The sequence below is a fragment of the Enterobacter sp. FW301-JW81 genome (genome assembly GCF_058788735.1).
Genome location: NZ_JBYTBA010000003.1, coordinates 503,388 through 516,238 on the forward strand (window position 1 = coordinate 503,388; position 12,851 = coordinate 516,238).

The window sequence follows — 12,851 nt, forward strand, 5'->3', positions numbered from 1 at the left end:
CACTAAAAACGGGGATTTAAATCCCTTTGAGCCGTTAACTTACGGTGATAATGTCTCGCCCTTCTCAACCGCTCTAGCGTAACCTCACACTCGAGTAGAACCGACCATGCTGGTTAGCCAATACAACCATATCCTTGTAGTCCTCTCCTTCGTTGTTGCCATCATTGCGGCGTATACCGCGCTGAATATGGCTGCACGCGTCGCCGGGAGTCAGGGCGTTGCAGCCCGCGTCTGGCTGGCTGGCGGCGGAATTGCAATGGGCATTGGCATATGGGCCATGCATTTTATCGGCATGCTGGCGATGGACCTCTCCATGAGCATGAGCTACAACACCACCCTGACGGTGTTATCCATGGTCATCGCCGTAGGGTCGTCGCTGTTTGCGCTATGGCTCGTGAGCTGTGAACAATTGCGCTTGGGTCGGCTGCTGCCCGGTGCGCTGGTGATGGGAAGCGGTATTGTTGCCATGCATTACACCGGCATGGCGGCGCTGGAAGTGATGCCCGGGATTATCTGGGACAAGGTCTGGGTAGCTATTTCGGTCGCGATTGCGCTTGCCGCTTCACTCGCGGCCCTATGGCTAACCTTCCGACTGCGTCACGAAGCCGCGCAGGTCGTGCTGATGCGCATGGGTGCCGCCATCACGATGGGAATTGCCATTGCCGGTATGCACTACGCCGGGATGAAAGCCGCGCAGTTTCCGATGTCCACAATGGCTCATCATGACGGTATTAACGGAAGCTGGCTGGCGGTGCTGGTCAGCGTCGTCGCGCTCTCTATTCTTGGGATCACCCTGCTGGTGTCGATGCTGGACGCCCGCCTTCAGGCACGTACCGCCCTTCTGGCCTCGTCGCTTGCAGAAGCGAACCGCGAGCTCGCTCAGCTGGCGCTGCAGGATACGCTGACGCGTCTGCCGAACCGTATCCTGCTGGAAGACAGACTCGATCAGGCCATCAGCAAAGCCGACCGTGAAGGTACCCATTTTGCCCTGATGTTTATGGATCTCGACGGTTTTAAAGCCATCAATGACGCCTACGGCCATGATGTCGGTGACAAACTGCTGGTCGCCGTTACGCAGCGTCTGCTGCTTCTGCTGAAAGGCCAGTTTACCCTCGCGCGCATCGGCGGTGATGAGTTTGTCCTGCTGGCAGAGGGAGAAGGTCCTGACGATGCGGCCTCGCTGGCCAATGCCCTGGTGCGCGCGATCGATAGCCCGTTCAATATCGATCCCTATGAACTGGTGGTGACCCTCAGTATCGGTATCGCACTTTATCCTCACGACGGCAAAACCGAGCGCGAGCTGATGTTTAACGCCGATGCGGCGATGTACCACACGAAGCATATGGGTCGGAACGGTTACCACTTTTTCCAGCCTTCCATGAACACCCTGGCGCAGACCCATCTCCAGCTCATGAACGATCTGTGGATGGCGATCGATCGCAATGAGCTGCGCCTCCTGTATCAGCCAAAATTTCACGCCCCCGCGGGGCCTATCCTTGGATTTGAGGCGCTATTGCGCTGGCAACATCCCAAACAGGGATTACTGACCCCGGATCTTTTCCTGCCGCTGGCGGAAAAAACGGGGCTTATCATCCCCATTGGCAACTGGGTGATGAATGAAGCCTGCCGCCAGCTGCGGGAATGGCATCTTCAGGGGCATCAAAACTGGTCAATGGCGGTAAACCTGTCAACATTGCAGTTCGAACAACCTTCGCTGGTTAAAACGGTTCTCGACTGCCTGGCACTTCACCATGTGCCACCGGAAATGTTGATTCTGGAAGTGACGGAAACCACGGCAATGAGCAACCCGGATGAAAGTGTACGGGTGCTGACAGAGCTGACGGATGCTGGCGTGAAGGCCTCCATCGATGATTTTGGCACCGGATATTCGAGCCTGCTGTATCTCAAGCGCTTACCGGCCTGTGAATTGAAAATCGACAGAGCGTTTGTGAAAGAGTTAAGCGGGGAAAGCGAGGATGCCACTATTGTCTCAGCGATTGTGGCCCTTGCTAAAACGCTCAACCTGAAAGTCGTGGCAGAGGGTGTGGAAACTGTGGCTCAGCAAACCTTTTTGACCGAACTGGGCTGTAACACCCTTCAGGGCTATCTGTTAGGTAAACCGGTCAGCGCGCAGACCATAGAGGCACTTTGTGCCCGAGGGGAAATGTTACCCGGCGCGGAGCTGTAAACATCATCATGAGGCGATACGCGAATAACAGGGAGTGTCGCCAGAATGCTGTCGACCAGAGCTGGCGCTTGCTGATAAAGATTAAAACTGTCGTTATTCATTAACCAGTTTTTAATTATTCCGCTAAAAAAACCGTGGAATACGATCAAGGTGAGATCAACATTCACCTTTGACGAAATAATTTTCCGCGAAATACAGCCCTCCAGCGCGACGCGTAGCGTCTCATAATTGAATCCAATACGCTTTCTGATTTCACTCTCTGAAATCATATCGCTGCTAAATTCACACTTATGATACAGAATTTGCAAAAGCGCGCATTGCCGGGGCTCATGCGCAATATACTGCAGCGCAGTTATAAATTGCTCACGAAGCATTAACAACGGGTCATCACTTTCGGAAAGAGAAAGCCTGTCGCGAATAATGTCGCGAAGCGGTAATTGCTGTTCCCAGATGGCATTAAATATTTCAGATTTACTGGTGAAGTGCCAGTAGATCGCACCGCGCGTCACCCTGGCGGCATCCGCGATATCCGTCAGCGTCGTGCTGGCTACGCCACGCGTCGCAAACTGTCCGATAGCCGCCTCAATCAGCTGCTGCCGGGTTTGTTGAGCCTCTTCTTTCTTTTTACGCGCCATAGACAACTACTCGTTATGCACAAGGTTTAAAGGTATTACTGCGTTCATGGAAATAAAAGTATTCACCAAAATCCGTTTTAATTTTGCACAAAAAAAGTCAACGCGCATAATTTATAATTAATACAAATACATCAAGACAAATAAATTCACGGCATGAATAACTAGAGGACATTAAGCCCTGATTATCTGTTTAATTCGCCAGAAGTATACCGCTGAAAGTGCCGGGACCGATTCTGATTTTGTCTTCAGGCCTGGTCATTCGCACTTATAAATTAAAAAACATTAAACACCCTCATTATTATACGCAGCTACATTTTATTTTTTATCCCTCTGCCCTAGCTACCGGTTCACGGCATATATCGGTTAGTGGGTATTTAAAGGAACAGCAATGACGAATTATTTCAGACGCTTACCCTTATCCGGTTTCATTGTCTGCGCGGTACTGCTCACTGGATGCGATGGTCAGGAAAAACAACAACAGTCCCCGCAGGCGCCTCAGGTCAGCGTGCACATCGTGAAAAGCGCACCTCTGGCTGTCACCACTGAACTCCCGGGCAGAACAGATGCATTTCGGGTTGCGGAGGTTCGACCTCAGGTTAGCGGCATTATCCTGCGCCGCAACTTCACGGAAGGCAGCGATGTAAAAGCGGGCGAATCACTTTATCAGATTGATCCTGCGACCTATCAGGCGGCCTATGACAGCGCGAAAGGCGAGCTGGCGAAGGCCCAGGCGGCGGCCAGCATTGCGCACCTGACGGTGAAACGTTATCTCCCGCTGGTGGGAACACAGTATGTCAGCAAGCAGGAGTATGACCAGGCTGTTGCCACGGCGCAGCAGGCAGATGCCAGCGTCGTTGCCGCAAAAGCCGGCGTTGAAAGCGCGCGTATCAACCTTGCCTATACCAAAGTGACGTCTCCTGTCGATGGCCGCATCGGTAAATCCAGCGTGACCGAAGGCGCACTCGTCACCAACGGACAAGCCGCAGCGCTGGCAACGGTCCAGCAGCTTGACCCGATGTATGTCGACGTCACCCAGTCCAGTAATGATTTTTTGCGCCTGAAACAGACGAGTCTGCAAAAAGGTGATACCGCCAGCACCGTTGAGCTGCTGATGGAGAACGGTCAGCCCTATCCGCTAAAGGGCACATTGCAGTTCTCTGACGTCACAGTCGATGAAAGTACCGGCTCGATTACCCTGCGCGCCATTTTCCCGAATCCTCAGCATCTGCTGTTACCCGGCATGTTTGTTCGCGCCCGCATTGATGAAGGCACGCAGCCGGATGCGATTTTGGTTCCACAACAAGGGGTAACACGTACGCCGCGAGGCGATGCAACCGTTCTGGTGGTGAATGATAAAAACCAGGTTGAATCACGTACCGTCGTAGCCCCTCAGGCGATTGGCAATCGCTGGCTGGTGACGGAAGGGCTGAAAAACGGCGATCGCGTCATCGTCAGCGGGTTACAGAAAGTCAGACCGGGGGCAACCGTCGTCGCCACGCCTGATACCTCCTCAGCGCCAGCCAGTTAAGGGACGACGACATGGCTAATTTCTTTATTCAGAGACCGGTTTTTGCCTGGGTACTTGCCATCATTTTAATGATTGCAGGCGGGCTGGCCATTCTCAAACTACCCGTCGCACAGTATCCGACCATTGCGCCTCCCGCCGTGGCGATATCCGCAACCTACCCGGGTGCGGATGCTCAAACGGTGCAGGATACCGTGACCCAGGTTATCGAACAGAACATGAACGGTATCGATAACCTGATGTATATGTCCTCCACCAGCGATTCAGCGGGTAACGTCACCATCACCCTGACCTTCGATTCAGGAACCGATCCAGATATCGCCCAGGTGCAGGTTCAGAACAAGCTGCAGCTCGCTATGCCGCTGCTGCCGCAAGAAGTTCAGCAGCAAGGAATTGGCGTTGAGAAATCCAGTAGCAGCTTCCTGCTGGTCGCAGGCTTTGTTTCAGACAACAAGAACCTCTCGCAGAATGACATCTCAGACTATGTCGCGTCGAACGTCAAAGATGCTATCAGCCGAACGTCTGGCGTCGGTGACGTTCAGCTGTTTGGCGCTCAGTATGCGATGCGCATCTGGCTCGACAGCAACGCGATGAACAAATACCAGCTGACGCCGCTGGATATTATCAACCAGCTTAAAACGCAGAACGACCAGATAGCGGCAGGCCAGCTGGGCGGAACGCCGTCCATTCCCGGGCAGCAGCTGAATGCCTCGATCATCGCGCAAACTCGCCTGAAATCACCGGAAGAGTTTGGCCGCGTAACCCTCAAGGTGAACCAGGACGGCTCGATGGTTCATCTGAAGGATGTGGCTCGCATTGAGCTCGGTGGCGAAAACTACAATATGGTGACCAAAATTAACGGGCAGGCGGCAACCGGCCTGGGGATTAAGCTGGCAACTGGGGCAAATGCGCTGGACACGGCGGCAGCCATCAAGAGCAAACTGGCGCAACTGCAGCAGTTCTTCCCGCAGGGGCTAAAAGTAGTCTATCCCTATGACACTACACCTTTTGTGAAAATCTCCATCCACGAAGTGGTGAAGACCCTGTTTGAAGCGATCGTTCTCGTCTTCCTGGTGATGTACCTGTTCCTGCAAAACCTGCGGGCGACGCTCATCCCGACTATCGCGGTGCCGGTCGTTCTGCTGGGCACCTTCGCGGTTCTGGCGGCGTTCGGCTTCTCAATCAATACCCTGACGATGTTCGGTATGGTGCTGGCGATAGGCCTGCTCGTCGATGACGCTATCGTGGTCGTTGAAAACGTTGAACGCGTCATGGTCGAGGACAACTTGCCGCCGAAAGAGGCCACGCAGAAGTCGATGGAGCAGATCCAGGGCGCACTGGTGGGGATCGCCATGGTGCTCTCGGCGGTCTTTATTCCGATGGCCTTTTTTGGCGGTTCGACCGGGGCTATCTATCGCCAGTTCTCACTGACTATAGTTTCTGCCATGGCGCTGTCGGTGCTGGTGGCGCTGATCCTGACGCCAGCACTCTGTGCAACGTTGCTTAAGCCCGTATCCCACGATCGTCAGGAGAAGAAGGGTGGCTTCTTTGGCTGGTTTAATGCGCGCTTTGATAAGAGCGTGGAGCACTATAGCAACAGCGTGAGCGGTATTCTGCGCAAGACCGGCCGCTATCTGGTGGTGTACGTCATTATCGTCGCCGGGATGGCGGTGCTCTTCCTTCGCTTGCCCACCTCCTTCCTGCCCGAAGAAGATCAGGGCGTGTTTATGACGATGGTTCAACTCCCGGCAGGAGCAACCCAGACGCGGACTCAGCAGGTACTCGACCAGGTTCAGGACTACTATCTGAACAACGAAAAGGCGAACGTGGAATCTGTCTTTACCGTTAACGGCTTTAGCTTTAGCGGTCAGGGTCAGAACTCCGGTATTGCCTTCGTCAGCCTGAAGCCCTGGGAGGAACGCCCAGGAGAGAAAAATGGCGTCGAGGCCATTGTCGGTCGCGCGACCAAAGCCTTCAGCCAGATTAAAGATGGACTCGTGTTCCCGTTTAACCTGCCTGCAATTATTGAGCTGGGTACCGCTACGGGCTTCGACTTTGAGTTGATTGACCAGGCAAACCTTGGGCATACGCAGCTGACTCAGGCGCGAAACCAACTGCTCGGCATGGTGAAGGAGCATCCTGACCTTCTGGTTCGCGTGCGTCCTAACGGGCTTGAAGATACCCCTCAATTCAAGCTCGATGTCGATCAGGAGAAAGCGCAGGCGCTGGGCGTCAGTCTTTCTGACGTCAACCAGACGATTTCGACGGCTTTAGGTGGCACCTATGTGAACGACTTTATCGATCACGGGCGCGTGAAAAAGGTCTACGTTCAGGCCGACGCAAAATTCCGTATGTTGCCGGGGGATATCAATAACCTTTACGTGCGCAGCGCGAATGGGGAAATGGTCCCGTTCTCAGCCTTTAGCAACGCTCACTGGGTTTATGGTTCACCTCGCCTGGAGCGCTACAACGGAATGCCATCGATGGAGATCCTCGGTGAATCAGCCCCTGGAAAAAGTACCGGTGAGGCGATGGTCATGATGGAAAACCTCGCGGCAAAACTGCCTTCCGGCATCGGCTACGACTGGACAGGAATGTCTTATCAGGAGCGGCTTTCGGGTAACCAGGCACCTGCACTGTACGCCATTTCTCTGATCGTGGTGTTCCTGTGTCTGGCAGCTCTGTATGAAAGCTGGTCTATTCCGTTCTCTGTCATGCTGGTTGTACCGCTGGGCGTCATCGGGGCGCTTCTCGCAGCATCATTGCGCGGGTTAAACAATGACGTTTATTTCCAGGTCGGCCTGCTGACGACGATTGGTTTATCGGCGAAAAACGCCATCCTGATCGTAGAATTTGCTAAGGACCTGATGGATAAAGAGGGTAAAGGTATCATTGAGGCCACGCTGGAAGCCTCAAGGATGCGCCTTCGACCTATCCTGATGACGTCTCTGGCCTTTATTCTTGGCGTCATGCCGCTGGTGATCAGCACCGGGGCCGGGAGCGGCGCGCAAAACGCCGTCGGTACGGGCGTTATGGGAGGGATGCTTTCCGCAACGCTTCTGGCGATTTTCTTCGTGCCCGTCTTCTTTGTGGTTGTCCGGCGACGGTTTACAAACCATAAGGATTAATCTTTCCCTGAAAGGCACCTCTGGTGCCTTTTTTATTTTTAACATAAACAATGAATTAGGTATTACACAAAAGCAGTGTTAAAAATACGATGGTTTGCATTAAGTAAAAACAGCCTCTTGCAGCTTCATAATTTCTCCATTAATTCATCCTGAAACCGCTTTTTCTCCACGATTTTTACAAACTACATAATTTGAGATTATTCCTCGTGTAACGAGGAGTTACCCCGGTGGTAAAATAACCTCCAGTTCGTTAATAGCCCTCCTGGCTTTATAGCGAATGAGAAATAATACTGAGGTAACATCATGAAAAGATTCATTTCCGTTGCACTTCTCGCTGCGCTGCTTGCTGGTTGCGCGCACGACTCTCCATGTGTACCGGTTTACGATGACCAGGGCCGACTGGTTCATACCAATACCTGTATGAAAGGCACCACCCAGGATAACTGGGAAACAGCGGGTGCTATTGCCGGCGGCGCTGCCGCAGTGGCGGGTTTGACGCTGGGTATCGTTGCCCTGACCAAGTAACATCTGTTAAGAAAGCGCGGCTCTGGCCGCGCTTTTGCTTTTAAAGAGTGCAGGGTTTTTAAATAAGTAAAAAAATAGCCCCCTATTTATTCACACAATTAATTTTAGCCAGAAGCCAGTCACATCTTTTTCGTATACTTCTTTAAATTTCATATTCTATCGTGATGATTTTCACACATTAATACTATTGAATACCCTGCCAATATTCACTCTGGAAACTATCTCTCCCTTTCCTCTAACTCTCCTTAAAACTTTTGCTCCGATTTGTGGCATAGGTTGTAATTTCGCACCGTTTCGGGGCGCTCGTTTTATTTAAGCCTGTCTACACTCAGCATTAAGCGTTCACTCATCACTTATTTTATCGAACGCAAAACTGGCATTACGTTTGCTTTATAAACGTTGGCCAACGCCACAGACAGGTAAAGCGTTTAAAAGCGCCTCTATAACGATAAATTTCGCCACACAGGATGCATTATGAAAAAGACGATGATAGCCAGCCTGGCCGCTGCAGGCATGTTGTTTGCCGTAGCCGGACAAGCCCATGCGGGAACGACACTGGATGCCGTTAAAAAGAAAGGTTTTGTTCAATGTGGTATCAGTGACGGTTTGCCTGGCTTCTCTTATGCCGATGCGAACGGCAAATTTACCGGTATTGATGTGGATGTCTGCCGTGGCGTCGCCGCCGCCGTTTTTGGTGATGACAGCAAAGTAAAATATACCCCGCTGACGGCGAAAGAACGTTTTACGGCGCTGCAATCCGGCGAGGTTGACATGCTCTCCCGTAATACCACCTGGACCTCCTCCCGTGATGCGGGTATGGGGATGTCATTTACGGGTGTGACCTATTATGACGGCATCGGTTTCCTGACTCACAATAAAGCTGGCCTGAAAAGCGCCAAAGAACTGGATGGCGCGACCGTCTGTATCCAGGCGGGCACCGATACCGAGCTGAACGTCGCGGATTATTTCAAAGCAAATAACATGAAATACACCCCGGTCACATTCGACCGCTCGGATGAATCCGCTAAAGCGCTGGAATCCGGTCGTTGTGACACGCTGGCCTCTGACCAGTCACAGCTGTATGCCTTACGTATTAAGCTGAGCAACCCGGCAGAGTGGATTGTCCTGCCTGAAGTAATCTCCAAAGAACCTCTCGGCCCCGTGGTGCGCCGCGGCGATGAAGACTGGTTCTCCATTGTTCGCTGGACGCTGTTCGCCATGCTGAACGCAGAAGAGATGGGCATTAACTCGAAAAACGTTGATGAGAAAGCCGCGAATCCATCCAACCCGGATATGGCACACCTGCTGGGTAAAGAGGGTGATTTCGGCAAGGATCTGAAGCTGGATAATAAGTGGGCTTATAACATCATCAAGCAGGTGGGCAACTACTCTGAGATCTTTGAGCGCAACGTGGGATCGGAAAGCCCGCTGAAGATCAAACGCGGCCAGAACAATCTCTGGAACAACGGCGGTATTCAGTACGCGCCACCAGTACGTTAAGTCATAGCTGTAACGGGCACTGCTCAGGCAGTGCCCACTCCAGAGTCATGGTTACTGAGGTTTCTTTATGTCCCATCGCCGCTCAGCCGTAAAAGGATCGCTATCCTTTTCTCATCCCGCGGTCCGCGCCTGGCTATTCCAGATTATTGCTATCGTTGCGGTTGTTCTCATCGCCGTGTATCTCATCCATAACACAATCACCAACCTGAATAACCGCGGCATTACCTCCGGTTTTGCGTTTTTGGATCGCAGCGCGGGGTTTGGCATTGTTCAGCACCTTATTGATTACCAGGAAGGAGACACCTACGGCCGCGTGTTCGTGGTCGGTCTATTGAATACGCTGTTGGTGTCGGCGCTTTGTATTGTCTTCGCGTCGATACTGGGCTTCTTCATTGGTCTGGCGCGCCTTTCTGAAAACTGGCTCCTGCGGAAACTGTCTACCATTTATATCGAGACGTTCCGCAATATCCCACCGCTGCTGCAGATCTTCTTCTGGTATTTCGCCGTATTGCGTAACCTTCCCGGCCCTCGCCAGGCCGTCGACGCGTTTGAGCTGTTTTTCCTGAGTAATCGTGGGCTGTCCATTCCGTCTCCTCAGTCTGGAGAAGGACTGTACGCGTTCATCGCCGCGATTGTGATAGCGCTTGCTCTCTCTGCGGGGGTATTTCGCTTTAACCGCAAGCATCAGGTCAAAACCGGCCAGCTTCGCAGGACCTGGCCGACGGCTGTCGTCCTGATCGTTATCCTGCCGCTAGTGGCACACTGGCTGTTTGGAGCCGCGCTGCACTGGGACATTCCGCATCTGCGTGGCTTTAACTTTCAGGGCGGAATGGTATTAATTCCCGAGCTGGCAGCCCTGACGCTGGCGCTGTCGATTTATACGTCCGCGTTTATCGCCGAGATTATCCGTGCGGGGATCCAGGCCGTACCGTACGGACAGCACGAGGCGGCGCGCTCTCTGGGATTGCCCCATACCGTGACGCTTCGCCAGGTCATCATTCCGCAGGCTTTACGGGTCATCATTCCGCCCCTGACCAGCCAGTATCTCAACATCGTCAAAAACTCGTCGCTGGCCGCTGCCATTGGCTACCCCGATATGGTGTCACTCTTCGCCGGAACCGTACTTAACCAGACCGGGCAAGCCATTGAAACTATCGCCATCACAATGTCTGTCTATCTGATCATCAGCCTGGTGATTTCATTGCTGATGAACCTTTATAACCGTCGTATAGCACTGGTCGAGCGCTAAGGATCTATGATGACAAAAGCGATACTGTCGCACTCCTCGCGCCCTGCCAACTCGACAGGTGGACGTTTTATTCTCTGGGCGCGTAAGAATCTCTTCTCCAGCTGGAGCAACAGCCTGCTGACGATTGTCTGTCTGTGGCTGATGTGGGAATTGATCCCGCCCCTTTTGAACTGGGCGTTTCTGCAGGCCAACTGGGTCGGTTCAACCCGAGCAGACTGTACAAAAGCGGGCGCTTGCTGGGTGTTTATTCACGAGCGCTTCGGTCAGTTCATGTATGGGTTATATCCGCACGAACAGCGCTGGCGGATTAATCTGGCGCTGGTTATCGGCCTGCTCTCTGTCGCGGTCATGTTCTGGAAAAAGCTGCCTCATCGTGGACGCTACATTGCCGGCTGGGCAGTGGTTTATCCCGTTATTGTCTGGGTGCTGCTGTATGGCGGTTTTCTGGGGCTGGAACGGGTAGAAACTCGCCAGTGGGGCGGTCTCACGCTGACGTTGATTATCGCTTCAGTGGGGATAGCCGGCGCTCTACCGTGGGGGATTTTACTTGCCCTGGGTCGGCGCTCAAAAATGCCGATCGTACGCGTGCTCTCCGTTATCTTCATTGAGTTCTGGCGCGGCGTACCGCTTATCACCGTTCTGTTTATGTCTTCGGTCATGCTGCCGCTGTTTATGGCAGAAGGTACAACGATAGACAAGCTGATTCGTGCCCTGGTCGGTGTGATTCTCTTCCAGTCCGCCTATGTCGCTGAAGTTGTGCGAGGTGGTTTGCAGGCGTTACCTAAAGGCCAGTACGAAGCGGCGGAATCACTGGCGCTCGGCTACTGGAAAACGCAGGGGCTGGTCATTCTTCCCCAGGCACTCAAGCTGGTCATTCCGGGCCTGGTCAACACGATCATTGCCCTCTTCAAAGATACCAGCCTGGTGATCATCATCGGATTATTCGATCTCTTTAGCAGCGTGCAACAGGCAACCGTTGACCCTGTCTGGCTGGGTATGTCCACTGAGGGATATGTCTTTGCAGCTCTGATCTACTGGATCTTTTGTTTTAGCATGTCGCGCTACAGCCAGCACCTGGAAAAGCGCTTTAACACCGGGCGTACACCGCACTGAGGAAATTATGAGCCAAATTACTATGACACCTGCCGACGCGATGATTACGCTGGAAAACGTGAATAAATGGTACGGACAGTTTCATGTTCTGAAAGACATCAATCTCAAGGTAAAGCAGGGAGAACGTATCGTCCTTTGTGGTCCTTCAGGATCCGGGAAATCCACAACCATTCGCTGCATTAACCATCTTGAAGAACATCAGCAAGGACGCATTGTGGTTGATGGTATTGAGCTGAATGAAGATATCCGCAACATCGAACGCGTGCGTCAGGAAGTGGGAATGGTATTTCAGCACTTTAATCTGTTTCCGCACCTGACCGTTCTGCAGAATTGTACGCTTGCGCCAATTTGGGTACGAAAGATGCCGAAAAAGGAAGCGGAAGCGCTGGCAATGCATTACCTGGAACGCGTCCGCATTGCAGAGCATGCCAATAAATTTCCCGGCCAGATATCGGGTGGCCAACAGCAGCGTGTGGCTATCGCCCGCTCGCTGTGTATGAAACCTAAAATTATGCTGTTTGATGAACCGACATCTGCCCTCGATCCAGAAATGGTGAAGGAGGTTCTGGACACCATGATTGGGCTCGCACAGTCCGGCATGACCATGCTGTGTGTGACGCATGAAATGGGATTCGCGAGAACCGTGGCAGACCGGGTGATCTTCATGGACCGCGGAGAGATTGTTGAGCAGGCGCCACCGGATGAGTTTTTTGCGCATCCGAAGTCAGAACGTACGCGAGCCTTCCTGTCGCAGGTGATTCATTAATCTGCTGTTTTGCCCGGTAGCGCGTTGACTGCCGGGCCTCTGGGCTATGTAGGTCGGGTAAGGCGAAGCCGCCACCCGACTTTTTCAGACCGCACAAAGCAAAAAACCCCGCACCTTACGGTACGGGGTTCTTCTTATTTGATGTCTGGCAGTTCCCTACTCTCACATGGGGAGACCCCACACTACCATCGGCGCTACGGCGTTTCACTTCTGAGTTCGGCA

General features: G+C 52.9%; 9 protein-coding genes and 1 rRNA gene. 8 read left to right on the forward strand and 2 right to left on the reverse strand.

From position 1 onward, the window contains the following. Window positions 1–106 precede the first annotated feature (106 nt). Window positions 107–2,188 (forward strand): putative bifunctional diguanylate cyclase/phosphodiesterase, encoded by a 2,082-nt coding sequence (locus AC3WOK_RS13425; protein ID WP_492354649.1) that lies wholly within the window; start codon window positions 107–109, stop codon window positions 2,186–2,188. Here the strand turns inward: AC3WOK_RS13425 and envR are convergent. After that, complete coding sequence (gene envR / locus AC3WOK_RS13430) at window positions 2,104–2,823, reverse strand: acrEF/envCD operon transcriptional regulator (RefSeq protein WP_492354650.1); 720 nt, start codon at window positions 2,821–2,823, stop codon at window positions 2,104–2,106. The genes AC3WOK_RS13425 and envR overlap by 85 nt on opposite strands. Window positions 2,824–3,211: 388 nt before the next feature. Here envR and AC3WOK_RS13435 point away from each other — a divergent pair, with 388 nt between their 5' ends. The 7 genes from AC3WOK_RS13435 to AC3WOK_RS13465 all read left to right on the forward strand — a co-directional run bounded on the left by AC3WOK_RS13435 (window position 3,212) and on the right by AC3WOK_RS13465 (window position 12,629). Then, window positions 3,212–4,351 carry an efflux RND transporter periplasmic adaptor subunit gene (locus AC3WOK_RS13435; RefSeq protein ID WP_492354651.1) on the forward strand — a complete coding sequence of 380 codons (1,140 nt, stop codon included), beginning with the start codon at window positions 3,212–3,214 and terminating at the stop codon, window positions 4,349–4,351. Window positions 4,352–4,362: 11 nt separating this feature from the next. After that, a complete protein-coding gene (locus AC3WOK_RS13440; protein ID WP_492354652.1) occupies window positions 4,363–7,476 on the forward strand; it encodes an efflux RND transporter permease subunit in 3,114 nt (1,037 codons plus the stop codon). A gap of 303 nt (window positions 7,477–7,779) precedes the next feature. Then, a complete protein-coding gene (locus AC3WOK_RS13445) occupies window positions 7,780–8,001 on the forward strand; it encodes a lipoprotein (protein WP_008502867.1) in 222 nt (73 codons plus the stop codon). A gap of 474 nt (window positions 8,002–8,475) precedes the next feature. Further along, on the forward strand, window positions 8,476–9,501 hold the full coding sequence (locus tag AC3WOK_RS13450; protein WP_063431964.1) for an amino acid ABC transporter substrate-binding protein: 1,026 nt from the start codon (window positions 8,476–8,478) through the stop codon (window positions 9,499–9,501). 67 nt (window positions 9,502–9,568) lie between these two features. Next, window positions 9,569–10,750: an amino acid ABC transporter permease gene (locus AC3WOK_RS13455; RefSeq protein ID WP_492354653.1), complete on the forward strand. Its 1,182-nt coding sequence runs from the start codon at window positions 9,569–9,571 to the stop codon at window positions 10,748–10,750. Between the two features lie 9 nt (window positions 10,751–10,759). Further along, a complete protein-coding gene (locus tag AC3WOK_RS13460; RefSeq protein WP_059312125.1) occupies window positions 10,760–11,863 on the forward strand; it encodes an amino acid ABC transporter permease in 1,104 nt (367 codons plus the stop codon). Window positions 11,864–11,870: 7 nt separating this feature from the next. Continuing rightward, window positions 11,871–12,629, forward strand: coding sequence for an amino acid ABC transporter ATP-binding protein (locus tag AC3WOK_RS13465; RefSeq protein WP_014171880.1), 759 nt, complete (start codon window positions 11,871–11,873; stop codon window positions 12,627–12,629). A 143-nt stretch (window positions 12,630–12,772) separates the two neighbouring features. Here AC3WOK_RS13465 and rrf read toward each other — a convergent pair. Then, window positions 12,773–12,851 (reverse strand): 5S ribosomal RNA (gene rrf / locus AC3WOK_RS13470); the annotation flags it as partial.